Below are 26208 nucleotides of genomic sequence, written 5' to 3' on the forward strand. Positions count from 1 at the left end.
ACGTAACAAAATTTAATAGAAGTTTAAGGAGAAGTAAAAACATGGCTGGTTTGTTTAGTTGGCTAAGAAGAAATCCTAATCCCAATAGCAAAAAAGGGGCTTATTTTCTTGAACCTGATGATGCTAAAACCTATGGTGATATTGACTATATGCGCAAAGTGAAAACCGTTAGGCGCACTTTTCCTAAAACTTATAATAGTGACGGTGCAGAGTTAATTCAGGATGTGTCTTCAGAAAAAATGGTCAAGAAAACTGGTTTTCAGGCACAAAAAAGTTATGACTCTGTGAAAACAGATAACTCTGTGGAAAGCTCTAGTTTCAACTCTGAGCCTTCTTTTCAGCCTAGTAATCCTCAGAAAAATCGCTCTACTGATACCAATATGGATATGTTCCGTAAAATGGCAAAAGGTATTAAAAAATAAGGTTTTTTCTGAATATTTAGCCCCCGCTTTATCGGCAGGGCGTTTTCAAAGTCAGCATCAAAATTGATTTGTTTAGCAGGGGAAGCAGAGGAAGCAAGGGAGAAAGGGAGATTTTTTACTATTAATTGATTTATTAGTAGTTAAAAACCTCTGAATTTCAAACTATTAGCTAGTTTGATAAACTAACATTTTTGAGAATGAAAACACCCTGCTTTATCGGCTGGGGGCTTTTTTTTATTTTTCGATAAAATAGCACTTTTTCTCTTGATCAAAAAAAATGCCATAATTCTCAAATTCATCAACAGTTGCTTTGAGAAAATTATCATATCCTGAGTACTCAACAAAGCTCGTTTTTTTTAATAATTGCCACACTTCATGGCGCGGTAAATATTTTCGGTTTTCTTCTTTTATTTGTGCTTTTTTTGAACTTTCTTTTGCTAATTTATCAGGCAAATTACCTTTAATTTTTAATTGATTTTCGATAATTTCGAGACGTTGGGTGAGGGGCGCTGTTATTTCTTCAAGATATTTCTGAACCAGCGCCCTCCCCCCCACAGGAATATCTGAGGCAAAAAAATCATCAATTAATTGATTAATAAATGCTGAAGTAGTGAGATTATTTTCTTGACAATATTTATTTAAAAATTGTAATTTTTCTTTGTTAATGGAAACAGAAAAATCATGATTATTAGAACTCATTATGATTGGCAAATAAAACTAATTTTAAGCAGGAAAGAAAGCTGAAACATCCCCCTGAAAATCAGGTAACAAAGGAGAAGTTAACACATCATTAGGAAATAACTTCAGTTTAATCTCTCGGTCTCTTTTTTCCTGTATTGTACCCGGCGAAATAACTTCTATGACAAGGTGAGGGGCGCCCGTCAAATGTCCCACTTCATCTTCAATTTGTTGGTTAGGTGCGGCACCCGTATAGAAGATATTTTTAGAGCATTCCTGTCCTTCATATTGAACGGGATACCATAACATATGATTTTTTGACTCAAAAACGGGTAAAACCGCTTGACGACTGGCTGAAGTCCAGCAACCAAAAACGGTGACTACTTTCTTTTATGGTTTCCCCTGTGGCGCCCCTCCCCCTCCTTCTTCTGTTTCTGTGGGTTCGGTATTCTCTGTGGTGGTATTATCAGCACAGGCTTTTAATAGAATACTCGTACCAAGGGTTGCCGACCCGTAAAGAAGAAATTTTCTTCTACTATATTTTGACATAGCGTTTTACTTTAGTTTATTTTTGACAATTTTATATTTTGACTAATTAATACTAAAGATAGTCTTAACAATATTTTGTATCAATTATTTTTGATTCCCATACCAGAAATACAGATTTGTTGGAGAAAAAAGAATATTTTTGACACTTTTTATGGCTTTTCTTCTGCTTAAAACCTTTGTTTAGCAAGGGTTTTGATGTATTCAGCAAGTCTTAATTAGACAATAAAGCCTCTACAAACTCAAAACTAGAAAAAGGACGTAAATCGGTCATACCTTCCCCAGCGCCAATGAAGCGGATGGGCAAATTTAGTTGTTGTGCCACTGCCAGCGCGACTCCCCCTTTAGCAGTGCCATCTAACTTCGTCAAGACTACCCCAGTTAATTGTGCAGATTCCGAGAAAACTTGAGCCTGACGGAGTCCGTTTTGCCCTAAAGTAGCATCAAGGACTAAAAGAGATTCGATATGGGCATTTCCTGCTTTTTTGTCGATAATACGGCGAATTTTAGCTAATTCTGCCATTAAATTTTTTTTATTTTGCAATCTTCCGGCGGTATCTACTAATAATAAGTCAGCATTTCGAGCTTGGGCGGCGGTAATACCATCAAAAACAACGGCGGCGGGATCGGTATTTTGCCCTTGATTAGAAATAACAGGGGTATTAGTTCTTTCTCCCCATACTTTAACCTGTTCTACCGCAGCAGCGCGGAAAGTATCAGCAGCAGCAATAACGCATTTATAACCAGAGGATTGGGCGAGGTGCGCTAGTTTACCGATGGTGGTAGTTTTCCCAGCGCCATTCACCCCAGTTAATAACCAAATGTTGAGTATATCGCTTTGGGGTTCAAATTCTTTGATGGTAACGCTTTCCAGTGGTTTATCAAGAATACTGCGCAAAATTTCTTTTAAATAGGCGATGGCTTCTTCGGGGGGGAGGGCTTCTTGTTTGAGTTTTTCTTGTAAAGTCTTAATAATGTAGTCAGTGGCTTCTAAACCCACATCGGCGCTTAATAATAAGCCCTCAATCTCCATCACTGCGGATTGATTAAGAGGACCTTGCCCTACTACGGATTTTAGCTGATTGATTAAATTACGGCGAGTTTTACCCAATCCCTGCCTTAACTTACTTAACCACTCAAATTCTTCTGCTGACACGTCATCAGCGCCCCTCCCCTGAGCCGCCAATACTTGTGCTGACCATAAAAAGTCCTCGTCTAATTCAGGCTCAAGAGCAGTTTCTTTGAGGGTTTCCAAACGATCTGATTTTTGCATCCACGCCGGAATATTATCTTCTTCCCCTTCTTCCCTTTCCTCCCCTTCTTCCCTTTCCTCCCCTTCTTCCCTTTCTTCCCTTTCCTCCCCTTCTTCCCTTTCTTCCCTTTCAATGGTGGAGGGCGCTGGTTCAGATTTTTGTTTTTGAATATTATTAAAAGCAGTCTTTGCCCATTCTAAATATTGTTGATTTTGGTCTGATGGTTCTTGTTCTTCCTTTTCAGGAGTGACAGTTTCAGGATTAATTTTTGCTTCAGTATCTTGTTTTTCTTGATTATCTTTATTACGGCGAAACCAGTTAAACATTTTTATTATAAATAATAGCTAATTCATTTTACCTAATGATTTTATCAGAAAAGGCAAGAGGCAAGAGGCAACAGGCAAAAGTTGACAAATTATTACATAATAATTCTCTATTGCTTGTTACCTACCTTAACTTTTTCTGGGTTTTAATTATGCTTAAAACCTTTATTTAGCAAAGACTAATTAATTCATAATTCATAATTCATAATTCATAATTCATTACCAAGGATTACCAATCATGGTGAAGGGCGCCCAATAAAAAGGATGGGAAAAATCTTCTGGTTGCTGAGATCGACTAGGCAAATCCTGCAAAGAAATTTCCATGTCAGGGGTAATAATAGTATCCCCCGTAGGTGATTTTTGGGTGCGTTTTTGCACTAAACTTAGTTGCGAAGGATTGCTAATATTTGCCCACAGATTCGTCGTTGCCTCTACCACTTCGCCACGGCTTACTGGTACAGTTGTACGGATCGGTCTTTCTTTCTTCTACATCAGGAGTTGCCGGGTCTGATAAAATTTCGATATTATCAATAGTTTCATCAAATAAAAAATTACCTTCTGTTAGGATAGTATCCCCTGTTTCGATGCCATTTTCCGTACCATTACCCAATGTGATAGTGGTGTTATCGTCCGTATCTTCAAAAATTGTAAGAGTCGTGGTTGATTCTCCTACCTGAAAAGGAATACGGAATGCTTCCTGATTAAGAAAATCATCATCTTTTAAAATATCATTAATTTTGTAAGTAATCGTCAAACTGTCTCCACTCAGCGCCCCTCTCGTGGAGATTGTGAAATTAGGATTAGCCGATAAATTTAGTAAATCATTATTTGGTAAACTACCAAACGCCCGAATAATAGACTGAGAAAAGAGGTTAACTTGCCCCCCTACCCCTTCGCTACTACGATCATCAATACTATCTAATTGAATGCCTACAATTAAATCATCCGCATCATTTTGATCTTTAATTTCTCCATTCTCATAACGCCGAAAATTGTTCTCATCTCTAGCAATTATCGTAACATTTCCAGCTTCATCAATACTACTAGCATTAATATTTTTGGTAATCACATATTCAGAAGAATTGATATTGATAAAACCAGAGGGGAGGGCGCTGGAGGAATTGATGTCACCCGTGACAATACCGCCCCCCTGAGACAATAAGTTAATATTGCCACCATTACTGATTAAATCTCCTGTGATGATATTACCATCTAAACTGCCTCTGGTTTCCCCTACCCCTTCCACACTAATAACATTAATACCATCGCTATTTACTGTTACCTCAATACCGGTTAAACTTTGATCACTTCCTGTTAATAAAGCAGGTAAATCTTGAGGGGTGAACCCCAAAGAATTTCCTCTCTCATCAGTAGGTATATTTAACTCTATGCTTAACAAACTACCTTCAGGGGTTATTTTTATCCTGCCAAGACGATTAAGGGCAACTATGTTTAGTTTACTTCCAGAAGTAGTAATGGTTTGACTGTTAATGACGTTACCACCAATCAAATTAAAATCTCCAGCAACTCCAGTGTTATGGGACGTATTAAGAATACTACCCGGATTGTTGGTATTAAAAATAAAACTGTTAGGATTACCCGTTAAATTACTAAAGTTATTATCACCAATAGCATTAAAAATGCCGTTATCAAATCCTATTCCTGTAGCAGTGGTAGCACTAAAATTAGCAGGGACATTAATAATAGCATTTTGTCCAAAAATAATTCCGGATGGATTGATTAAAAATAAATTAGAGTTACCCCCATTCACTTGAATTAAACCGTTGATAAAAGATGGATTATTGCCAGTAATTCTGCCTAAAATATTTTGAATATTGGGACTACTTAACAAATTAGCAATTTCTCCTTGATTTAAGTTAAAGTCTGAGAAACTACTGAAAAATAGGTAAAATATATTTCCAAAGTAATTTTTTGTAAAAATCGGGTTAAAATAGCCTAGGACGCATTTAACTTGCTCTGTATGATCAAACCTGCTCGTATTAGTAAAATTATTCCTGATTCCATTGCCGAAGAAATTGGTTTTGAAGTAGGTGATAGCATCGTCAAAATTAATGGTACGGCTCCCCGTGATCTCATTGATTATCAATTTTTATGTAGTGATGAATATTTAGAAATAGAAGTAATAGATAAGTATAATAAAAATCATGTAATTGACATAGAAAAAGATTATGACGAAGGTCTTGGTTTAGAATTTGAAAATGCCCTTTTTGATAATTTAATTCAGTGTAATAATAATTGTCCATTTTGTTTTATTGATCAACAACCAGAAGGCAAAAGAGATACACTTTACCTCAAAGATGATGATTATCGTCTTAGTTTTCTCTATGGTAGTTATTTAACCTTAACTAATTTAACACCTAAAGAATGGACGAGAATTGAACAAATGCGCCTTTCACCTTTATATGTTTCTATCCATGCCACTGAAGCAGAAATTCGAGAAAGATTGCTCAAGAATAAGCGCGCTGGGGAAATAAAAAAACAATTAGCATGGTTTCAAGAAAAAAGATTACAAATTCATGCTCAAGTGGTAGTATGTCCTAATATTAATGATGAAGAACATTTAACCACTACCCTAAGAGATTTATTTAGTTTTCATCAAGGAGAAATTCCAGCAGTAATTAGTACGGCAGTAGTACCCGTAGGATTAACTAAATTTCGCCCGTCAGGAGATGAATTAATCCCTGTCACCAGAGAAAAAGCGCAGGAAGTTATTGCCCAAGTACAACAGTTACAACTAGAATTTAGAGAACAATCAGGCTCTACTTTTGCATGGTTAGCGGATGAGTGGTTTTTGATAGCAGGAGAAGATTTGCCGCCAGAATCCCATTATGAAGATTATCCGCAAATTGGCAATGGCGTTGGTTCTATTCGCCAGTTTATCAAAGAGTTTGAGGAGGGCGCCCTTCACCATTTACCAGCAAAAATCTCTGTGCCGAAAAACTATACATGGATAGTTGGCAATGCCGTAGAAAAAGCCTTTATGCCCCTAGTGGATTGTTTAAATAAAGTCGAAAATTTAACCGTTAATTTAGTAGCCTTAAATAGTGATTATTGGGGGCAAGAAATCACCGTAACGGGATTATTAACTGGACAAGATTTATTGACAAAATTACCAAACTATGTATTAGCGGAGGAAATACTCTTACCTTCAGTAATGTTAAAACATGACGAGCCAAAATTTTTAGATGATGTTACAGTAGAAGAGTTAGCAGACAAATTAAATCGTTCCATTATTCCTGTTAATGGAATACTTGATTTAATGAATATTGTCGGCAACAATTCCCGAAAATCTCAATAAAATTATCTTCCTGTTTAATATTAATGTTTAATCAAATATTACGCTATGCGAAAAGGTCATTAAATCGAAGTGCGGAAGGGGCGCTGGATTCAGCTTATCAAAGTGCTTTAAAAATCAAAAATATTGAAAATGAACATTTTGAAGGTAAAAAAATTATCTTTGACAATGGCAATTATAGCGAGAGAGTTTTTGACTATTTTCAATCAGAATTAGCTAGTAATTTAAAAAATATTGATGTCAAACTAACTCAATTTAAAACCAGTCGTTACTTTCAAAACTTTTTTAACCAAAATAGAAGTGATGCGGCAGAATACGAACAATCAATAGTTTTAGAAAAATTAAACTTTATTGATAACATCAGTAATAAATATAGCCAACCTTCAGAGATACAACTAAAAAAAGTTAGTAACCTTTCCTTTGCTGATCAAAAATCAGGAGCAAAAATATCCTTAGAAGAAGCAGAAAGAATGGAAACAGTTTCAGATAAAACCAGTGTTTTACCTCGTTCTCTTTTGCGTACTTTAAATAAAATTAAACGAGAAATTAATCCAGAATCAAAAGAAACAGAGGAAGAAATTTTAAGCAGTTTTCGTAAGTCTAAATATAAAACAGCCGTTTCAGTAAAATTTTTATTATTACTAATAATTATCCCTATTTTAGTTCATAATGTTAGTAAAATTACCCTAGGAAAAATATTTGTTGATCCTTATTTTTCTCGTCATGAACAAGTGCTTTTTATCAACCAAGATTTACAAGAAGAAGCCTTAGAAGAATTGAGAATTTTTGAGGAGAATTTAGCCTTAAAAAGTCTGCTTGGTTTAACCAGCAAACTCTCTGAAGAAGACAAAGAATTAAAAATTCAAGAAAAAGCCCAAGAATTAGCGCAAAGTTATCGCCGTCAAAGCGCCAACGCCATCAAAAACATTTTTTCAGACATATTCGCTTTTATTTCTTTTGCCCTTATTTTAGTTTATAGCAAAAGAGAAGTACAAATTTTAAAATCTTTTATTGATGAGTTAATTTACGGTTTAAGTGACTCAGCGAAGGCTTTTTTGATCATTCTTTTTACGGATATGTTTGTTGGTTTCCACTCCCCCCACGGTTGGGAAGTTATCCTTGAAGGAGTGGCACGTCATTTCGGTTTACCTGAAAATCGTGATTTTAATTTCCTATTCATCGCCACTTTTCCCGTTATTCTCGATACTATTTTGAAATATTGGATTTTCCGTTACCTCAATCGTATTTCACCTTCAGCAGTGGCTACTTATAAAAATATGAATGAGTGATAAGGCTTTGCTAAAAACTGGAATTGTTGAGGTAGGCAAGAGGCTAAAGTCAAAATGCTTTAAAATCAATGGTATTGGGTTATATATTTTCAGTGCATCAATTGTTAATTTGTATCAATTATTTTTGATTCGGATAAACATATTTCGGACTTCTAGCTTGATTCTTGAAAAATAAGAGAGTAAAAAAGTTGGTTTTTTGGCTTTTTTTCATTTTCAGGGGAAAATTTGCATAAATCGCTACTTTATTCCTGATAAGTAAATAGAAATCAAAATTCAGTTAACTCAAAACTCACATATTCTATGAGAATGCAGAAACGCACTGATATTAAGATGCAGTTTTCCTCTTTTTTGCTTCTTGAATCAGCTTTATCAGTACAAACCTATTGGTATATTGCCAGAGAATTAGAGCAAAATATACAACGATGTTTACAAAAATCTCATCACTTTGGTGATTCAGAGATAATCGCAAAGCAATTATTACAAAATTTGCGACAGAAAAAAGATAGTTTCTCTCAACAGCATCTTACCGCCTATTTGCAGGAATCAAGTTTTTTTGCAACTCAGACAGTTTATCGCCGTTTATACAAAAAATGGGATTTATTTGAGTGGCAAGATTACTTTCAATGGGCAAACTTATTTGTTGCTCAACCTTTGAATTTATTACAAAGATATGACCATAAATTCAACTCAAAAATAACTACTTATGCCAAAAGTAAAATTGAAGGGCAGTTGATTGATCAAGCCTATCAATATATGGGGTGGAGTCGTGCCTCAGATTGGGGTTTACTAAGAAAAATGAACCCTACTAATCAAACTAAAGCCCTAGAAATTATGGGCGGTTTAAGAGGAAATTATTTAGCCCAGCATTTACTCATTACAGAATGTTTTAATATAGTTTATAAATCTTCTGTTTCTTCTAAAAGTAAAATACTTCCCCCTCCCAGCAAAATGCAACTTGAAGCCATCACAGTTGCCTATAATAATTTTGCTCAAAATAATCCCAGTTTATATACATCAATTACTGTACAACAATGTCAAAAACTGCTTAATTTTTGTGTGGAGTGCGCTCGTAATTTTGCTAATCCTAATATCATCAAAGACCCAAATTATTTAGATAGTTTTGCTAGTGATAATAATGAAGATACCCAAGAAAGTACCACAGAATATCACCAGGTCAATAATATTTTAGCTAATAAATTTAGAGGATTAGAAAAAAGTCATAAAATTATTTTTATATTATGGCAAGGTTTACATATTAACCAAAAAGATATAGCTAAAATAATGAGCACACATTATGGAAAAAATATCAGTCAACAGTTTCACATTGCCAGGGAAGTTAATCAAGCTAGAAAAATACTTTTAGAGCATTTAATTGAAGAAATTATTTTACAACAGCAAGAAAGTAAAGAGATTAATTTAGCTGATTTGAGTAAGCTCAAATATCCCCTTAATGATTGGATTAGAGAATATGCTGATAATTATTTTAGAAGTAAACTTGATCAAATATTTAATCAACTTAGTATTGATAATAGAAAAATTATTAAACAAGCCTCTTTAAAGTTGATTAGTCAACAAACTCAAGAAAAACAACCTACACAACTATTCAACATTATTAGTTTACAACTACAAAATAGTCTAGCCCATGATTTTAGTCTTGACTGGACAAAATTAACAGATGTTGACGAGTATTTTTATCCTCTTATTGAAGAATGGTTAATTTATCATTCTAATTTTCTTGATTAAAATTTATTTACTGAAACTTTTAACAATTAATTATGATTACGACTTTCGCCACGGATAATAAAATTATGAAATTAGATTTTTTTACATCTTTTAATGATGAGCATTTATGGCTAGAATTTAGTGATGAAGACTGGGAAGAAGCCAAAATGTTAGTAGAAAATAATCATGAACAAAGTATTATTAATCTACTTATTAGTAAGTGTTTTTTGCAATGGTTAAATACTACTTATGAAGAAGCAGAAGAAGCAACATTAGATCAATCTGTTGAAAAGTATTTACCAATATGGAGTTTATTTACAGGTGTTGCAATTCAAATTAATAATTTGCGTTTAATACTTATTCCTCAAGATTATCAAAATTTAGAATGGTTTAATATTCCTCAAGAATGGGTTGATATTCCTCAATTTGCAGGTAATTATTATCTTCCAGTAGAGGTTAATTTAGATGATCAATGGTTAAAAATTGCTGGTTTTATTAGTCACCAAGATATTAAAAATTATGGTAGTTTTAATACTTATTTACGAGGTTATTTTCTCAATAAAAATAAAATTGAAGCAGAACTTAATTTATTATTTATATTAGAAGAATATAATGGTTCTCAATCTTTATCTTGTCCTACTTTATTCCCTTTATTACCAGAAAAAGAGCAAAAAATTATTACTCAGTTAAAATTATTACCTAATTATTTATTACGGTATCAACTACCTTTTGAGGAGTGGGGCGCTTTTATTGCTCAAAGTAAAAATCGTCAATTACTTTTTAAAACTCATCAACCATTAAAGTTGGGAGATTGGTTAAATAATAATTTTGAACAGGCAACGATGAAAGGGTGGTACAATTTAGTTAATTTTGCTGATAATTTTAGTATTATTTTCAATCCTCCTTCTTTAGCAATGAATGGTTTGAGTATGCGTCAAGGAGATGTCAATATTGAGCAATTTTATCAGTTAAAAGAAGAAAGACAAATGAAAATAGTTGCTGAAAGATTACGATCTATTTCTGTACAAAGTTCTAAGAAAAATCAGGTCTTAGCTTTATTAAATCATTTTATGGATCAATGTCATGATGAGGATACTCGTTGGACTATTGCCGAAAGTATTTGGCAATTAGAGCCTTATCATAGGGGCGCTGGTTTATGGTTTGGCAAAAAGTTTGATTTAGGAATTAATTTAAGTGGCAACAAGTTTACTTTAGTTATTGGTATTTTAGGAAAATCAGCTTCAGAAAATAGTATCTTTATTAAGTTATATGGGGAGCCTAATCAAATATTACCCACTAATTTAAAATTGGTTATTCTTAATCAAGAAGGAGAGATTTTTCAAGAATTAAGCGCCCGTCACCAAGACTTAATATTACAGTATAAATTTTGGGGACAAAAAGGGGAATATTTTTGGTTGACAATTACTCAAGGAGATAATCAATTAACGGAAAGTTTTATTATTTAAAAAATCATTTTTAACAAGGGGTTGAAACCCCTTGTTAGTTAGAATTATCTAAAAAAATATTTTCTATAAGGGATTTAAAATTTTTGTGAAGAATAAATAAATATCCAAAGTCGTCATGAGAAACTTTTTTTGTGTTAGATCAAACTGAAGTGAAGTAAAATTATCAATGACCTAATGTGGTGACATAGATGACAAGTAAATTGATAGTGCTGAAAATTGGCGAGGGTAGCCTAGAAACGGGCTTCCCTTTAACTATTCGTCTTAACCAAGAAGAAAATCAGCAACTATTGATAGAAACGGAGGGAAAGTTACCGCCAACCCCTCGCCTTTATGACAGTTATTTACAATGGCAATCTAGTTATCGTCATCTAGCTTCATCTTTGCGCTTAGGTGCAAATGATTTTCAAGTTACCAATGTCGCCGTTAGTCAATGTCAAGAAAATATCGCCGATTTGGAGTTACAACTTAATAACTGGTTACAATGTCCTCAACTGCAATCCCTGTGGTTAGATGTTTTTTCTCATCTCAATCGAGAAGATACAATTCGAGTGGTTATTCAAACCAATGAGGGGCGCTTGTGGCAAATTCCTTGGCACTTGTGGAGTATGTGGCAACGTTATCCGCAAATTGAAATTGCTTTAAGTAAAATCAATTCTCAAAAACCGATAGTATCAGAAGAAATTAAAAAGGGGAAACGAGTCAGAATTTTGGCAATCTTAGGAGATCGTCGTAATATAGATGTAGAAAGAGATCGGCGTGTTTTAGAAAGTTTACCCAATGCTGAGGTGGTATTTTTAGATCAACCTAATTTATCAGAATTAACTCCATTATGGGAACAATCTTGGCATATTCTCTTTTTTGCTGGTCACAGTAACACTAATCAAGATGGTAATTCGGGATGTTTACAAATTAATCCCTATGAAAGTATCGACATTCAACGGTTAAAGAATACTCTAAACAAGGCAATTCATAATGGTTTACAACTGGCAATTTTCAATTCTTGTGACGGTTTGGGTTTGGGATTTAATTTAGCAGATTTAAACTTACCCCAGACTATTGTCATGCGCGAAGCGATACCAGATCAAGTGGCGCAAGAATTTTTAAAGTTTTTCCTCCAAGCCTATGCGCAAGGAGATAGTTTATATCAAGGAGTGAAGGAAGCTAAAGCTAAGATACAAGATTTGTACCATTTAGAACAACAAGCGCCCGGCTCTAGTTTTTTGCCCGTTATCTGTCAAAATTTAGCGGTAAAACCACCTTTATGGGCTGATTTAACTTCTCAGCCTTCGTTTTCTGTTGCCAACTTGCGGTTACTTGCCAAATTTAAATGGTGGTGGTGGAGTGCGCCCGTCATCCTAGTTTTACTAATCTGGTTTTTGATTAAACCGCCCATGATGCCAGAAGGGGAAGGCAAAGCCATTCGTCAACCCATCGAAGGTAGCTGTCAATGCCCCTATGATTTAGATAAAGCCGGTAAATTATGCGGAGGTAGATCGGCTTATAGTCGTGCCAGTAACGATTCCCCGCCTGTTTGTTATCTGGAAGATAGATAAGAAAGGGAGAAGGGGAAGCAGAGGGAGAAAGGGAAGCAGAGGAAGAAAGAGAAGATAATTAGGGTCTGCTGAATAAATCAAAACCCTTGTCTAATAAAAGTTTAAAGTCTATTCTACATAACAAAAAGTGTCATAAATTGACTTTTTTCTCTAAAAATACTCTATTTTTTCCATCCGAATCAAAAATAATTGATACAAATGAGCAATTTATGAAAAGTAACTATTTGGCTTAACTCTTTAATTTATAAGCATTTCACCTGAAACCTGACACCCGAAACCTGACACCTCCCCTCACCACTCCACTTTTTCAGCAACCCCCAATTATTCATTATTCATTACAATTCCGCCGTGCGCCCTTTCGGTGGGAAAATACCAGCAGGTTTAATCTGTAAAAAACTAATAATAATGATAAAAACTAATACTTTTGCCATGGTAGTAGTGGCGAAAAAATTAATCACACTCAATACAAATTCTGGAGGATTTTGCGCCGTTAATAACACACCGATACTGTTAGATTCAAATAAATAACTAACGATACCAATGGATAGCGCCGCAATAATTGTACCTAACAAATTACCAACGCCACCAACTACTACCACCATAAAAGCATCCACAATATAATTTTGCCCTGTATTTGGTCCGACTGAACCAATACTTATGCCATATAACAAGGTTTCTGTTAACATTAATTTTTCTTTTTAAACCATATCAGTTGCATTGTCACGATTTTGCTAGTTTATTTTCGTATCAGATAATACATTCAGTCGGGTTTGCTGAATAAATAGAGTTGTGAAGGGAAAATGCTTTACCCTCACCCCCAACCCCTCTCCCACAGGAGAGGGGAGTAATATTTTCTATTATTTGATTCATTAGTAGTTAAAAACCTCTGAATTTCATTAGATAGTTGGAGAAACTGACATTTTGAGAATGCAAAAACCCTGCTTATTGCCTCCTGCTTTATAACTTTATTAAAAACGAAAAGATACGTTTATATAAGGACCATTTTGATTCACATTCAAATCAAAATCGGTGGTAGATGTCAGGCTAGAACTATAACCAGTATGATCAAAGCGATAACCTACTCCTAGAGAAGTTTTTTCAGAAAATAACCAATCAACTCCCGAACTAATACCCCATTTTTGTAAGCCACTAATACCAAAACCAGCATAAGAAGCGCCCCCCACCACAGCCACTTGAGGGTTGACGTTGAACCGAAATCTTGCCCCAACAATAGGAGATAAAATGGTTTCATTGCCGTCAAATCGGGCGCTACCTAATGGACTACTGAATTTTAAACCTAAATCAACACCTGTGATGTTAACTCCCCCAAAAACATCAAATACCGATGGTCCTAAGTCAAACTCTGTTTTAATTCCGGCCGGATTAACCTTGGTGGCATCATAAAAACGATAAGCACCACCAAAAGATAAAGACCATAATTTGCTATCCACTTCAGCTAAATTGACGGGAATAGAACCCAAAGAAGGCGGTAATGTACGAGTGACGGATGTACTACTATTTGATGATAAATAATCGAAGTCAGCAAAAATACCAAGACGATAGTCTGGATTCCAAGCCTTAGCTTTGGCAAAAAAGGCAAAATTGAGATCATCTTTAATACTTTGCCTAATTTGACTGCCATCAAAGCCAAAACCATTACTTAAACTTCCGGCTGTGGCATCCCCATAAATGGTAAAAGGAAGATAAATGGAAGGCTGTAGCAAAAAGTGCCAAGAATTGTTGGATTTTACCTCCTCTCTAGCTATTTCTGAGGCGTATTCGGTGGAGGGCGCTGGGGAAATAACACTTTGATAATCATTGAGAGAGTGTTCAAACTTAGAAACGGTTATCTCGTATTTATCAAAATCAATATTGTTAAAATCAAAAATACTCAAATCAGATTGATTATCGTGAAAAGTCATTAAATCGGTGCTATCCTCGCTAATTTCTGAAGCGTTAGAACTGGGATGAAGAAAGATGATAGCATTTATGAAAATTGCAGGGAAAATAATTAGGGTTCTTCTTAACATTAAAATTGACCTCAGCACCAAATTTTTTAAAAATAATTTTCATTGTAAATGAAAAAGTTACAAGAATAATAATAAAATTTACTAATACTAATCTTAAGATTAACTTAAAAAAAGTCATAGAGTTAAGAAAAAAACTATAAAATTAGGAAATGAGATCAATAACATCAGGAAAAAATCATTAATGAAATCGCCATATACAAAAATTGTCATCGGGTTTCTATTGGCAATTGTCTTAGGTTTTACGGCTCAAAAAACTATTGCCCAAACTTCATCAACCATGATTGCGCAAAAGACAGCTTCAAATAGTATTCTTTTTGAAAATGTCCGTATTTTTGATGGTGAATCAGCACAACTTTCACCCTCTGCTAACCTGTTAATTATTAACAATAAAATTGCGGAAATTAACACCAATAAAATCACTCCACCATCAACTAACAATTTAACCAGAATTGATGGTAAAGGTCGGGTTTTGATGCCCGGTTTGATTGATAACCATGTCCATATCGTCATGACAGCTAGTACCTTACCTGAATTATTATCCCCCAATGTCAGTGAAGAAACTCTGTTAGCCAGAGCGGAAGCTGAGGCAGAACAAATGCTGTTAAGAGGTTTTACCACTGTTCGTGATTTAGGTGGTCCAACTTTTGCCTTGAAGAAAAAAATCGATGGTGGACAAATTCCCGGTCCTCGTATTTATCCTAGTGGAGCGATGATTTCCCAAACATCAGGACATGGTGATTTTCGTTCTCTCAATGAGCGTTCTCGGCGCTTTGGTGGCACGATTTCTCGTGGGGAGGAGATGGGCGCTGCGTTTATTGCTGATGGTCGAGATGACGTGTTAACGGCTGCTAGAGAGAATCTTCGTCAGGGCGCTACGCAAATTAAAATCATGGCTGGGGGGGGAGTTTCATCGATTTATGATCCCATTGATGTTACTCAATATACCCTTGATGAAATGAAAGCGGCTGTGGAAGCGGCGTCGGATTGGGGTACTTATGTAACGGTTCATGCTTATACAACTCAGGCGGTAAGGAGAGCCATTGAAGCAGGTGTTAAGTGTATTGAACATGGTCAGTTATTGGACGAGGATACTATGAAAATTCTTGCCCAAAAAGGTATATGGTTGAGTGCGCAGGCGTTTGAAGACAGAGAAACTCCGGGTTTTACTGAGGAACAAAAAGCGAAACGGGCGCTGGTGGTGCAAGGGGTGACCAATGCTTTTAATTGGGCGAAGAAATATAATGTTAAGTTAGCGTGGGGTACTGATTATTTATTTCAGCCTGAGCGTAATAAACAACAAAATCAGGATATTGTCAAGTTGCAACAGTGGTTTACTCCTGCTGAGGCTCTGAAACTTGTTACCCATGATAATGCGCAGTTATTTAAATTATCAGGAGAGCGTAATCCTTATAAGGCTGGGGAGTTGGGTGTAATTAAAAAGGATGCTTATGCTGACATGATTTTGGTTGACGGTAATCCTTTGGAAGATTTTGCGATTATGGGGGATTACAATAATAAGTTTAAAGTCATCGTCAAAGATGGCAAGATTTATAAAAATACTTTGAGTTAGCTGAAGCCTGTAAGGGTTGAATAATATTCAACCCCTACGACTATCTTCGCAATTTACCCACCGTGTAATGAATTACACGGAACCAATAGTATCCCGTTCAATAAATTGAACTAAGAACATTTGTAATTGGGGTCTGCTGAATAAATCAAAACCTTTTTAAAACAAAGGTTTTAAGCACAATACAACTCAAAAAAAGTGCCAAAAATAATCTTTTTTCTCCAAAAATACTGTATTTTTCCATCCCTATCAAAAATTCTACATTCTAAATTCTACATTCCCCTCACCACACCACTTTTTCAGCACCTCCCAATTAATCGAAGGTGCGACAGGAGACGCATTGAGTTAATCTTTGTTTGAGGGATTGATGGGGAATTTTGTCTAAGATTTCTCTGGCAAAGGCATCTAGTAATAGATAGCGCGCGTCACTTTCATTTAAGCCTCTACTGCGCAAGTAAAAAATTTGGTCGGCTTCTAATTGACTAACGGTAGCGCCGTGGGTACATTTAACGTTATCGGCGGTAATCTGTAATTCTGGTTTGGTATTGATGCGCGCTTGGGATGATAATAGCAAATTACGGTTAAGTTGGTGGGCGCTGGTCATTTGGGCATTTTTTGGGACATCCACTCTACCGTTAAAAATACCACGACCAGCATCATCTAATATATATTTATGTAGTTGATTTACGCTACCGTGAGGATAATTGAGCATGACATGGCTATGGGTGTCAGCGATTTGTTTCCCTTGCACCATTGTTATACCATTTAGATTGATTTCTGTTTGTTCTCCTTTTTGGATAATATCAAGGTTATGGCGGTATAGTTTGCCTCCCAAGCTCACTTCATTAATGGTATAAGAACTATGACGATGTAAGGCGGTGGCGGTGGTGGCGATGTGAAATCCAGCGCCCGTCTCCCTTTGAATACGAGTATGGTTTAACCGCGCATTCTCTAAAAGGTGAATTTCACTGACAACATTAGTAAAATAGGGTTGAGTGCGCACGGTATCGGAACAAGCTACGGTAAGGGCGCCATAATATTCAATAATATTGGCAGAAGAATTAGGCTCTGCAACAATTAAAATGCGCGGCTGTACTAGAATAGGTAATTTTTCAGCTATAGTTAAATGTAAGAGGTGAATAGGGGTTTTAATTTCGGCGTTTTTATTTACCCACACCACAAAAGCATCGGTTAAACCAACGGTATTTAATGCTGAAAAAATTTCATTTTCCCTCTGATTTTTGCCTAAATATTCTTTAATTTTACCTTTTTTGTTCTCGTCTAAATTAGCTAAATTTCCAACATATATATCATCACTTAAACCGCTAATATTTGATAGTTTTTCGTTGTAATAACCATTAACAAATACTAAGCGAGAATTGATCGCTTCAGGTAAGGTAAAACTGGGTAATATATCCTCTGATACTTGGGGGGAGGGCGCTGAAATTGGGGTGGAGGGCGCTGGGTGAAAATCATGTTTTCTCAATTCTGATAAATCAGTAAAACGCCAATTTTCATCTTGATTAGTAGGAATTTTACATTTAACTAATTGATTCGCATATTTTTGACGAAGATCATTAATAAATAAGCCTAAATCTCCTGTTAAATTATGCGTTTGAGATTCAATAATTTGTAATAAACCTCCCAAATAAGCATCATCATTTAATTGCAGATTTTTTGTTTGTAACATAGCAATAGAATTAGACATAATATTTATTATAATTTGATTTTTTTCAAAATATTTAGGGTTTGTAGATCGGGCTAGAAGCCCTATTACTGGAGAGATTTAATCGACTTCTCCAACAAATAGGATTTTTGCACTGTGAAACAGGCATCTTGCCTGTTTTTCTGGAGAGGTCTAATATACTTTTTCTAAAAAAAATTTTTAATCATTTAAAACTTAATATGGGTTGAATGATATTCAACCCCTACAACCTAATAAAAAAATATACTTTTTAAAGTACATATTAAGCAGGAACTAACTCATCTTCATCTAAGAAGTTATACCCTTTTTCTTCCAACTCAATAGCCAAACTTTTATCGCCACTAAGAACAATTTTACCTTGTGACATGACATGAATAAAATCAGGTTGAATATAGTCTAATAAGCGTTGATAATGAGTAATTAATAGAAAAGCATTATCAGGTTTTTTTAATTGATTTACCCCTTCTGAAACAATGCGCAAAGCATCAATATCTAAACCAGAATCAATTTCATCAAGAATCCCCAAAGTAGGCTCTAAAACAGCCATTTGCAAAATCTCATTACGTTTCTTTTCACCACCAGAAAAACCTTCATTTAAACTACGACTTAAAAAAGCCGAATCCATCTTGACAATCTCAAGTTTTTCCTCGATTAAATCTTCAAAATCGAAAGCGTCTAATTCTTCTAAGCCTAAATGTTTACAGCGCCCGTTATACGCTACCCTTAAAAAGTCTAAATTACTAACTCCGGGTATTTCTAAAGGATATTGAAAAGCGAGGAAAATCCCCTCCAGCGCCCTCCTCTCAGGCTCTTTTTCGAGTAAATTTTCCCCACGATAGATTACCTCACCTCCAGTAACTTCATACTCAGGATGCCCCGTTAAAACCTTAGAGAGAGTGCTTTTTCCTGAACCATTGCGCCCCATGATAGCATGAACTTCTCCGGCTTTGATTTCTAAATTAACTCCTTTGAGAATTGGTGTATCGTCAACATTAGCAGTTAAATTACGGATAGATAATATAGTGTCACTCATGAAAATTTGCTAATAATATAATGCTTTTATGTTATTGTGATCCATTGTAGGGTACTTTAGCAACATTTTTGTTGTTTTATTCCGAGTTAGGGATTGTTGAAAAAGTAGTGTCTTCAAAAGGGCAACGGTAAATTAAAAGATAGCTTAGTGAATTTGCTTACGTCTTAAAAGAAAATATAATATCAAGTTCGGATAATCACTTATAAAACAAAGTTTGTATTTTGAGTCTTCAGCAGATATTTAATTGTAACTGTTTAAGCGAACCTGATATAACTTGTGAAAATTCCAATAGTGAGAGGAGTAAAATATGAGGGAAACCTTGAAAAAAACTCAAATGATTCAAATAGCGTTATCAGACTTACCCGAAACCATCCAAAACTTAGTTAACCAAGCTCAAATGACGGGTGATAATCTAACTATCACCAAAGAAGGAAAACCCTTAGCAGTTATTCAACCTATTACAGAGAAAAAAAAGACAACCTTTGGAGTTATGAAGCATAGAGGTAAGATATTAGGTGATATAGTTGAACCCACATCTAACTTTGTTACTTGGGATGTATGAAACTTTTATTAGATACTCATATTTGGCTTGTGAGCTTGATTAAATATAGCGTTTTTAATAATTATGAGGTACAGTTATTATTCTCAAGTCCCCCTTTTTAAGGGGGATTTAGGGGGATCATTTTATACATCATAAGGGTGGAAATTGCTATAGTTTAATTAACTTAGCTTTAAATTAAAAGTAATTAATAGGCTGATTATTAGATAACCAATTTAAGATACTAACAATATATTCAAGACAGTTATTAGTATTTATTGTTTTCAACTCACTATCATCACCTTGATGATAATAAACATAACTTTCAAGGTCAGCACTAGCAGAAATTTTGATTTTTGCTTCTTTGTCAAATTGTTGATTTCGCCAAATTAGATTGATTCCTCCTTGACTATCTAAAATCGAAAACCCAAGAGGAAATTGATCACCTAAAACATTATAAATTTCATTGAGAATTGTATCTGCTGTTGAGAAAGCATAATCAGAAGGAGTATTAACTTCATCTTCGTCATAACCATCGGTTTCTAGTTCGTTTAATTGTAAAAGTCTTTGTTTTGTTATCAAAAAACTTTTACTAAAAGGATTGCTATATATTCTTTTTTCGTAAGCTGGTAACTGCATTTTTAGAACTGGTTTAATCATAATTTCTTTTATCCTATCTTAGGTTGACATTGTTTTTTGTCTCCCCTTATGAAAAAGTAAAGTATTTATTATGAATCAATCCAGCAGGTTCACGGTAAAATAAAGCCAGATAGCATTTGTTGAAAAAATTATGTTTAAATTTCTCAAACAAGTAACCGAATACGCCAAAGGAAGTGTCGAGGCAGCCAAATATATTGGGCAAGGATTCGCCGTCACTTTTGATCACATGAAACGTCGCCCCGTTACGGTACAATATCCCTATGAAAAACTAATTCCTTCTGAAAGATACAGAGGGCGCATTCATTTTGAATTTGATAAATGTATTTCTTGTGAAGTATGTGTAAGAGTATGTCCTATTAATCTCCCTGTGGTGGATTGGACATTTAATAAAGATATTAAAAAGAAAGAATTAAAACACTATAGTATCGATTTTGGGGTGTGTATTTTCTGCGGTAATTGTGTGGAATATTGCCCCACAAATTGCTTATCTATGACAGAAGAATATGAGTTGGCAACCTATGATCGTCATGACTTAAACTACGATAACGTAGCATTGGGAAGATTACCCACTAAAGTAACTGAAGACCCTATGGTAACACCTTTACGAGAATTAGGATATTTACCAAAAGGAGTCGTTGAGCCTCATGATTTACCCAAATCTAAAGCTAAATAAGATCAAAATTAAATATTTAAGGAGTTGAAATACAGTGGAAATATCACAAGGAGTACAGTTTGTCACCTTTGCTATTTTAGCGGTGATGATGATTGGTAGTGCTTTGGGAGTCGTTTTGTTAGACAATATCGTTTATTCAGCTTTCCTTTTAGGGGGAGTTTTTATCAGCATTTCTGGACTTTATTTATTGCTTAATGCTGATTTTGTGGCGGCGGCGCAAATTCTGATTTATGTCGGTGCGATTAATGTTTTAATCCTGTTTGCCATTATGTTGGTGAATAAAACCGAAGAATTTGCCGAGATTAAAGGGCGCTGGATTCGTAAAGTCTCTACCGGTTTGGTGTGCGCTGGATTATTTGCTTTACTCGGCACCATGGTATTATCTACGCCATGGGCTTTATCCGCTACATCTCCGGCGGTAATTGAAAATACCGTATTGGAAATTGGTAAACATTTTTTCAGTGATTATCTTTTACCTTTTGAGGTAGCATCGGTACTATTATTGATTGCGATGGTGGGCGCTATTATTCTGGCAAGACGTGATTTTATCCCCACTGTTACTAAAACTGATGAAGGATTTACCACTTCTTTCACATTACCAGAACAACCGAGAGAATTAATTTCTAGCGATCAAAAATAAATTTTTCATAGCAACTCATAATCAAATCAACATGGAATTACAACTACAATATTTTTTAATCCTAGCCGCCGCGCTTTTTTGTATTGGGATTTATGGATTAATTACCAGCCGAAATGCGGTAAGAGTATTAATGTCCATTGAATTACTATTAAACGCCGTTAACTTAAATTTAATGGGTTTTTCTAATTATTTAGACCCGGGAGAAATCAAAGGACAAATTTTCGCCGTCTTTGTAATTACCATTGCGGCAGCTGAAGCGGCGGTGGGTTTAGCCATTATTTTGGCAATCTATCGTAACCGTGACACTATCGATATGGAAAAATTCAATTTGCTTAAATGGTAGTAATTGCCTTCAATTATATTTAAAAATGTGGGGGCTGAACATTGTTCAGCCCTTTTCTTTGGATTATCCATTGTCAATTACCTTCACAACTCCACTTTTTCATCAAGCCTTATTCTCTTTGTGCCTTTGCACCTTTGCGAGAGATAAAAAAGTTTGTTAATCAAAGCATAACCTAACAACGGATAAGGTCAAGATAAGATAATCAAGGCTTAAACTATAGTTATTCCCCATATAAAAAATATTATGAGTGAGCAAAAAATCATTAACTCCCAAAACAATCAATATTATATTAATCGGGAATTGAGTTGGTTAGAGTTTAATCGCCGTGTTTTACAAGAAGCCTTAGACGAAAGAACTTTATTATTAGAAAGGTTGAAATTTACCGCAATTTTTAGCGCTAACTTAGATGAATTTTTTATGATTAGGGTTGCCGCCATTAAGAGACAAATTGAGGCGGAGGTGTTGAAGTTAACCCCTGATGGTTTAAATCCTGTGCAACAAATGGACAATATCCAAAAATATTTGCGCCCCATTGTCAAGGAACAGGTAGAAAATTTTGAGTACAATATCAAAAAAGAATTAGTGCATCATGGTATTCATTTAATTAATTTTGTTGATCTAAATGCGCAACAACAACAATATCTTCATGAATACTACGAAAATAATATTTTTCCTGTTTTAACACCCCTTGCGGTTGATCCTAGTCATCCTTTTCCTCATATTTCTAATCTTAGTTTAAACCTCGCCGTTTTGGTGCGTAATCCGGATACGGGCGCTGAATTATTCGCTAGAGTTAAAGTGCCTAAATCATTACCTCGTTTTATTGCCTTTCCTGAGAATCTCCGCCAAGTGGGAGAATTAGAAGATAGTTTACTTTGGGTTGGTGTGCCATTAGAACAAGTGATCGCCCATAATTTAGAGTCTCTTTTTCCGGGCATGAGTGTGCAAGAATGTCATACTTTCCGTTTGACGAGAGATGCTGATTTAGGAGTACAAGAAGACGAAGCAGATGATTTATTATTAGCTATTCAGCAAGAATTAACGAAAAGAAGATTTGCTGGTTCAGCGGTACGTTTAGAGATTCATCGCTCTACTCCTGATAATATCAAAAAAATGCTGATGTTGGGTTTAAATTTATCAGAAATAGATGTGTATGAAATTGATGGCTTGTTAGGCTTAAATGATTTATTTAGTTTGACGGGTTTTCCTTTACCTGATTTAAAAGATCAACCTTGGAAAGCTGTTACTCCTCCTCCTTTTGACTACTTTAAACAGTTAGTTTCCGATGAGTATGAAGAGGATGGAGATGATCATGTTAGTGCAGAATTTTTCAAAATGATTCGCAAATCTGATTTGATGGTACATCATCCTTATCATTCTTTTAGTTCTACTGTTCAACAGTTTATCACTCAATCAGCGCACGACCCCCAAGTCATGGCGATAAAAATGACCCTTTACCGCACTTCGGGAGATTCTCCTATTATTAGATCACTAATTGATGCGGCGGAAAACGGTAAACAAGTAGTGGCGCTGGTGGAGTTAAAAGCGCGCTTCGACGAAGAGAATAATATCCTGTGGGCGCGTAGATTAGAAAAGGCGGGAGTCCATGTGGTATATGGTTTAGTGGGCTTAAAAACTCATACTAAAATCGTTTTAGTGGTGCGTAAAGATGAGGATAAAATCCGCCGTTATGTCCATATTGGCACGGGTAATTACAACCCTAAAACCGCTAAACTTTATACGGATATAGGTTTATTTAGTTGTCGTGAGGATTTGGGCGCTGATTTAACGGATTTATTTAACTATTTAACCGGTTACTCGAAACAAAAAGCCTTCCGTAAACTATTAGTAGCGCCCGTCACCATGCGCGATCGTATGATTGCTATGATCGACAGAGAAGCGGAACATTGTCGTAATGGCGGTACAGGGAAAATTATTGCTAAAATGAACTCTTTAGTCGATGTGCCGATCATTGAAGCACTATATCGTGCCTCTCAGGCGGGAGTGCAAATTGATTTGATTATCAGGGGAATCTGTTGTTTACGTCCGCAAATGGCAGGTATTAGCGACAATATCCGAGTAATTAGCATTATTGGTCGATTTTTAGAACATTCTCGCATTTTTTACTTCCATAACAACAGTGAGGAGGAAGTTTATATCGGTAGCGCCGATTGGATGACTCGTAATCTTTCTCGGCGAGTGGAAGCTATCACCCCGGTGGAAAACGAGAAGTTAAAGCAAGAGTTGATCGAATTAGTGAAAATGATGTTAAATGATAATCGCAAGGCATGGGAATTAACTCCTGATGGTAGCTATCGCCAACGTTTTCCCCTTCCCGGTGAGGAGGAAAGAAATACCCATGATATTTTGATGGCAAGGGCTGAATGAATTATGAATTATGAAGTTCGTAATTCTAATAACCTCAATTGTTTTAAAATAAAAGTAAAGTCAATGCTTTCTAACTCAATCAATGAAACTCAACCTTTAGCCATTGCTACAGAGAATTTAACCAAAATCTTTGATGGGCATATTGCCGTCAATGAAGTGGATTTGCAAATTAAACAAGGGGAGGTTTATGGTTTAATTGGACCTAATGGCGCTGGTAAGACTACTCTAATTAAAATGTTAGCCACTGCAGAAGAACCAACTACAGGGGAAATTTACCTTAATGGGGAAAGATTACTACTAGATGATAATAACCCCCGTATTAAGCAATATTTGGGTTATTTACCTGATGATTTTCCCCTCTACGATGATTTAACCGTTATTGATTACCTCGATTATTTTGCCCGTTTATATCATCTCAAACAACCTCAGCGCCGTGAACGATTGTATCAAGTTCTCGACTTAGTGAATTTAGAGTCCAAAAGGCATAGTCTCATCACCACTTTATCAAGGGGCATGAAACAGCGTTTAAGTCTTGCTCGTACCATCATTCACGAGCCCATGATACTACTTTTAGATGAGCCTGTATCAGGATTAGACCCTATCGCGCGCCTAGAATTTAGAGAGGCAATTAAATCTTTACAGGAAGCAGGAATGACTATTTTAATATCATCCCATGTCTTGAGTGATTTAGCTGAACTTTGTACTTCTATTGGTATCATGGAATTAGGTTGTTTAGTGGAAAATGCTAGTTTAACAGAGCTTTATCAGCGTCTCAGTCGTCAACAAATTTTTATTTCAGCACTAGGAGAATGGGATAAGTTAGAACAAGAATTAAATACTGCTTCCCTTGTGGAAAACTGGGAAAAAGTAATTGACAAGAACTATTATCGGGTTAATTTTTCTGGATTACCCGAAGACAGCGCCCTCCTTCTCAAACAATTAATCTCCGTGGGTATTCCCATTCATGATTTTCACTGTCAAAGGGAAGATTTAGAAAGTATTTTCTTAAATTTAGGACATCAACAACCGTCATAGTATTAAATTTAGGCTTTGCTGAATAACTCAGAAACCTAATTATTTGTTAAGGTAATTTGCATAACTTTTAGAGGTACAGAATTATATACTTGTTTAAGATATTCCATGACTTCTTCAGAATCATTATAAGGCAAGGGAATTGAGCCAAGAACCTCTAAAATATTTTTTTTATCTGTAGGAGGAGTAATCACCACTAAAGAAGCATCTAAAGGTTCATTATATTCCCAAAAATTGTCTATATTTAAAGGTACAGAAATTTTATTTTGTTTTGGTTTCTTCTTCGGTAAAGATTTAATTTTACCTAACATTTCTGGTTCTAATTTTTCTCCTGATAATTTGATAGTACGACATATTCTTAATGCTTCTAAAATTTGTTCTTTACTTCTACCCCTTAGCTGAAATATAATAAAAGGGTCTTCGCTAAAACGATCAGCTAATTGATAGTAAACAGCACCAATATGTTTACAAGGATTAACTTTATCAGCACAAGTGCAACGAGATTTTACGTCAGTTAAATTAAATGGAAAAAGACTTAAACCATTTTTAATAAAAACTTGCTCAATTTCCGAAGGCATTTCACCTACTAATAATTGGGCGGCAAGGATAGCTTTTTGAGACATGGTGTTAATTACATAACCCCAATCTTCATCGGAAAAAGTATCCAAAGATAAGGTTACTCGATAAGGTTTATCTTCACTTCCTTGCACTTCTGCAACTAGATGATTTTGTCTAAATTCAAGATTTAAAACATTACCTTCTCTGGCATAATTTCTCGCTCTTTCTAGTCTTTTTTTATAACGATAAGAGTCTAGTAATTCTAACCATTTTTCTACCCACCATTGTCGATTAATCATCTGATTCATATTTGCTTTTTGTTGTTAATAATTTAAATGAATTAAATATTTTTAAATATTATAAAAATAATAGTTTTGGCTCTTCTATAGTAGTTATGATAAATTAACAAAAAATAACCTTTACCCCATAGCATTCGTAGCAAATTACAGCGCTTTTCTAATGAATAAACCACA

The 26208-nt window shown here is 35.2% G+C and carries 22 protein-coding genes and 2 pseudogenes; 13 read left to right on the forward strand and 11 right to left on the reverse strand.

Annotated elements, in window-relative coordinates:
• Positions 1–41 precede the first annotated feature (41 nt).
• On the forward strand, positions 42–422 hold the full coding sequence (locus tag IGQ45_00665; protein ID MBF2055739.1) for a hypothetical protein: 381 nt from the start codon (positions 42–44) through the stop codon (positions 420–422).
• Positions 423–656: 234 nt separating this feature from the next.
• Here IGQ45_00665 and IGQ45_00670 read toward each other — a convergent pair whose 3' ends face one another.
• The 5 genes and pseudogenes from IGQ45_00670 to IGQ45_00690 all read right to left on the reverse strand — a co-directional run bounded on the left by IGQ45_00670 (position 657) and on the right by IGQ45_00690 (position 5074).
• Positions 657–1121 (reverse strand): hypothetical protein, encoded by a 465-nt coding sequence (locus IGQ45_00670; protein ID MBF2055740.1) that lies wholly within the window; start codon positions 1119–1121, stop codon positions 657–659.
• A gap of 201 nt (positions 1122–1322) precedes the next feature.
• A pseudogene (locus tag IGQ45_00675) lies at positions 1323–1649 on the reverse strand (transporter substrate-binding protein).
• A gap of 211 nt (positions 1650–1860) precedes the next feature.
• A complete protein-coding gene (ftsY, locus tag IGQ45_00680) occupies positions 1861–3225 on the reverse strand; it encodes a signal recognition particle-docking protein FtsY (GenBank protein MBF2055741.1) in 1365 nt (454 codons plus the stop codon).
• A gap of 216 nt (positions 3226–3441) precedes the next feature.
• A complete protein-coding gene (locus IGQ45_00685) occupies positions 3442–3660 on the reverse strand; it encodes a hypothetical protein (protein MBF2055742.1) in 219 nt (72 codons plus the stop codon).
• The gene (locus IGQ45_00690) at positions 3623–5074 is read right to left on the reverse strand and encodes a filamentous hemagglutinin N-terminal domain-containing protein (protein MBF2055743.1); all 1452 of its coding nucleotides are present in this window, start codon (positions 5072–5074) and stop codon (positions 3623–3625) included. Before IGQ45_00690 ends, IGQ45_00685 begins: the two co-directional genes overlap by 38 nt.
• Positions 5075–5203: 129 nt before the next feature.
• On the opposite strand from IGQ45_00690, the gene IGQ45_00695 reads away from it, so the two are divergent.
• The 5 genes from IGQ45_00695 to IGQ45_00715 all read left to right on the forward strand — a co-directional run bounded on the left by IGQ45_00695 (position 5204) and on the right by IGQ45_00715 (position 12568).
• The gene (locus IGQ45_00695; GenBank protein ID MBF2055744.1) at positions 5204–6541 is read left to right on the forward strand and encodes a TIGR03279 family radical SAM protein; all 1338 of its coding nucleotides are present in this window, start codon (positions 5204–5206) and stop codon (positions 6539–6541) included.
• A 23-nt stretch (positions 6542–6564) separates the two neighbouring features.
• On the forward strand, positions 6565–7827 hold the full coding sequence (pxcA, locus tag IGQ45_00700) for a proton extrusion protein PcxA (protein MBF2055745.1): 1263 nt from the start codon (positions 6565–6567) through the stop codon (positions 7825–7827).
• Positions 7828–8127: 300 nt separating this feature from the next.
• Positions 8128–9570, forward strand: coding sequence for a sigma-70 family RNA polymerase sigma factor (locus IGQ45_00705; GenBank protein MBF2055746.1), 1443 nt, complete (start codon positions 8128–8130; stop codon positions 9568–9570).
• 32 nt (positions 9571–9602) lie between these two features.
• On the forward strand, positions 9603–11015 hold the full coding sequence (locus IGQ45_00710) for a DUF1822 family protein (GenBank protein ID MBF2055747.1): 1413 nt from the start codon (positions 9603–9605) through the stop codon (positions 11013–11015).
• Positions 11016–11203: 188 nt separating this feature from the next.
• Positions 11204–12568: a CHAT domain-containing protein gene (locus IGQ45_00715; protein ID MBF2055748.1), complete on the forward strand. Its 1365-nt coding sequence runs from the start codon at positions 11204–11206 to the stop codon at positions 12566–12568.
• 335 nt (positions 12569–12903) lie between these two features.
• On the opposite strand, the pseudogene IGQ45_00720 reads toward IGQ45_00715, so the two are convergent.
• Positions 12904–13221: pseudogene (locus IGQ45_00720) on the reverse strand (branched-chain amino acid ABC transporter permease).
• A 315-nt stretch (positions 13222–13536) separates the two neighbouring features.
• The gene (locus IGQ45_00725) at positions 13537–14598 is read right to left on the reverse strand and encodes a hypothetical protein (GenBank protein ID MBF2055749.1); all 1062 of its coding nucleotides are present in this window, start codon (positions 14596–14598) and stop codon (positions 13537–13539) included.
• A gap of 181 nt (positions 14599–14779) precedes the next feature.
• On the opposite strand from IGQ45_00725, the gene IGQ45_00730 reads away from it, so the two are divergent.
• Positions 14780–16168 (forward strand): amidohydrolase family protein, encoded by a 1389-nt coding sequence (locus tag IGQ45_00730; GenBank protein MBF2055750.1) that lies wholly within the window; start codon positions 14780–14782, stop codon positions 16166–16168.
• A gap of 310 nt (positions 16169–16478) precedes the next feature.
• On the opposite strand, the gene sufD is transcribed toward IGQ45_00730, so the two are convergent.
• Together sufD and sufC are read right to left on the reverse strand one after the other, a co-directional pair.
• Positions 16479–17873 carry a Fe-S cluster assembly protein SufD gene (gene sufD / locus IGQ45_00735; protein ID MBF2055751.1) on the reverse strand — a complete coding sequence of 465 codons (1395 nt, stop codon included), beginning with the start codon at positions 17871–17873 and terminating at the stop codon, positions 16479–16481.
• A 259-nt stretch (positions 17874–18132) separates the two neighbouring features.
• Complete coding sequence (gene sufC / locus IGQ45_00740; GenBank protein ID MBF2055752.1) at positions 18133–18903, reverse strand: Fe-S cluster assembly ATPase SufC; 771 nt, start codon at positions 18901–18903, stop codon at positions 18133–18135.
• 334 nt (positions 18904–19237) lie between these two features.
• Between sufC and IGQ45_00745 the strand changes: the two genes are divergently transcribed.
• A complete protein-coding gene (locus IGQ45_00745) occupies positions 19238–19465 on the forward strand; it encodes a type II toxin-antitoxin system prevent-host-death family antitoxin (GenBank protein MBF2055753.1) in 228 nt (75 codons plus the stop codon).
• A 174-nt stretch (positions 19466–19639) separates the two neighbouring features.
• Here IGQ45_00745 and IGQ45_00750 read toward each other — a convergent pair whose 3' ends face one another.
• On the reverse strand, positions 19640–20101 hold the full coding sequence (locus tag IGQ45_00750; protein ID MBF2055754.1) for a hypothetical protein: 462 nt from the start codon (positions 20099–20101) through the stop codon (positions 19640–19642).
• Between the two features lie 130 nt (positions 20102–20231).
• Between IGQ45_00750 and ndhI the strand changes: the two genes are divergently transcribed.
• The 5 genes from ndhI (at position 20232) to IGQ45_00775 (ending at position 25180) form a co-directional block, all read left to right on the forward strand.
• Entirely contained in the window at positions 20232–20774 is a 543-nt protein-coding gene (gene ndhI, locus IGQ45_00755; GenBank protein MBF2055755.1) for an NAD(P)H-quinone oxidoreductase subunit I, read from the forward strand.
• 34 nt (positions 20775–20808) lie between these two features.
• Entirely contained in the window at positions 20809–21414 is a 606-nt protein-coding gene (locus tag IGQ45_00760; protein ID MBF2055756.1) for an NADH-quinone oxidoreductase subunit J, read from the forward strand.
• Positions 21415–21445: 31 nt separating this feature from the next.
• Positions 21446–21757, forward strand: a complete 312-nt coding sequence (gene nuoK / locus IGQ45_00765; GenBank protein ID MBF2055757.1) for an NADH-quinone oxidoreductase subunit NuoK — start codon at positions 21446–21448, stop codon at positions 21755–21757.
• Between the two features lie 243 nt (positions 21758–22000).
• Entirely contained in the window at positions 22001–24145 is a 2145-nt protein-coding gene (gene ppk1 / locus IGQ45_00770) for a polyphosphate kinase 1 (GenBank protein ID MBF2055758.1), read from the forward strand.
• 63 nt (positions 24146–24208) lie between these two features.
• Positions 24209–25180: an ABC transporter ATP-binding protein gene (locus IGQ45_00775; protein MBF2055759.1), complete on the forward strand. Its 972-nt coding sequence runs from the start codon at positions 24209–24211 to the stop codon at positions 25178–25180.
• A 35-nt stretch (positions 25181–25215) separates the two neighbouring features.
• Here IGQ45_00775 and IGQ45_00780 read toward each other — a convergent pair whose 3' ends face one another.
• Positions 25216–26034 carry an SWIM zinc finger family protein gene (locus tag IGQ45_00780; GenBank protein ID MBF2055760.1) on the reverse strand — a complete coding sequence of 273 codons (819 nt, stop codon included), beginning with the start codon at positions 26032–26034 and terminating at the stop codon, positions 25216–25218.
• Between the last annotated feature and the right edge of the window lie 174 nt (positions 26035–26208).

It is taken from the genome of Cyanobacterium sp. T60_A2020_053, assembly GCA_015272165.1.
In the GTDB taxonomy this organism is placed as follows: Bacteria; Cyanobacteriota; Cyanobacteriia; order Cyanobacteriales; family Cyanobacteriaceae; genus Cyanobacterium.

Excerpts from the sequence above, each read along its gene's own strand:
- IGQ45_00665 (MBF2055739.1), top strand. The coding sequence starts at position 42 with ATGGCTGGTTTGTTTAGTTGGCTAAGAAGAAATCCTAATCCCAATAGC.
- IGQ45_00670 (MBF2055740.1), bottom strand. The coding sequence starts at position 1,121 with ATGAGTTCTAATAATCATGATTTTTCTGTTTCCATTAACAAAGAAAAA.
- ftsY (MBF2055741.1), bottom strand. The coding sequence starts at position 3,225 with ATGTTTAACTGGTTTCGCCGTAATAAAGATAATCAAGAAAAACAAGAT.
- IGQ45_00695 (MBF2055744.1), top strand. The coding sequence starts at position 5,204 with ATGATCAAACCTGCTCGTATTAGTAAAATTATTCCTGATTCCATTGCC.
- pxcA (MBF2055745.1), top strand. The coding sequence starts at position 6,565 with ATGTTTAATCAAATATTACGCTATGCGAAAAGGTCATTAAATCGAAGT.
- IGQ45_00705 (MBF2055746.1), top strand. The coding sequence starts at position 8,128 with ATGAGAATGCAGAAACGCACTGATATTAAGATGCAGTTTTCCTCTTTT.
- IGQ45_00710 (MBF2055747.1), top strand. The coding sequence starts at position 9,603 with ATGATTACGACTTTCGCCACGGATAATAAAATTATGAAATTAGATTTT.
- IGQ45_00715 (MBF2055748.1), top strand. The coding sequence starts at position 11,204 with ATGACAAGTAAATTGATAGTGCTGAAAATTGGCGAGGGTAGCCTAGAA.
- IGQ45_00725 (MBF2055749.1), bottom strand. The coding sequence starts at position 14,598 with ATGTTAAGAAGAACCCTAATTATTTTCCCTGCAATTTTCATAAATGCT.
- IGQ45_00730 (MBF2055750.1), top strand. The coding sequence starts at position 14,780 with ATGAAATCGCCATATACAAAAATTGTCATCGGGTTTCTATTGGCAATT.
- sufD (MBF2055751.1), bottom strand. The coding sequence starts at position 17,873 with ATGTCTAATTCTATTGCTATGTTACAAACAAAAAATCTGCAATTAAAT.
- sufC (MBF2055752.1), bottom strand. The coding sequence starts at position 18,903 with ATGAGTGACACTATATTATCTATCCGTAATTTAACTGCTAATGTTGAC.
- IGQ45_00745 (MBF2055753.1), top strand. The coding sequence starts at position 19,238 with ATGATTCAAATAGCGTTATCAGACTTACCCGAAACCATCCAAAACTTA.
- IGQ45_00750 (MBF2055754.1), bottom strand. The coding sequence starts at position 20,101 with ATGATTAAACCAGTTCTAAAAATGCAGTTACCAGCTTACGAAAAAAGA.
- ndhI (MBF2055755.1), top strand. The coding sequence starts at position 20,232 with ATGTTTAAATTTCTCAAACAAGTAACCGAATACGCCAAAGGAAGTGTC.
- nuoK (MBF2055757.1), top strand. The coding sequence starts at position 21,446 with ATGGAATTACAACTACAATATTTTTTAATCCTAGCCGCCGCGCTTTTT.
- ppk1 (MBF2055758.1), top strand. The coding sequence starts at position 22,001 with ATGAGTGAGCAAAAAATCATTAACTCCCAAAACAATCAATATTATATT.
- IGQ45_00775 (MBF2055759.1), top strand. The coding sequence starts at position 24,209 with ATGCTTTCTAACTCAATCAATGAAACTCAACCTTTAGCCATTGCTACA.
- IGQ45_00780 (MBF2055760.1), bottom strand. The coding sequence starts at position 26,034 with ATGATTAATCGACAATGGTGGGTAGAAAAATGGTTAGAATTACTAGAC.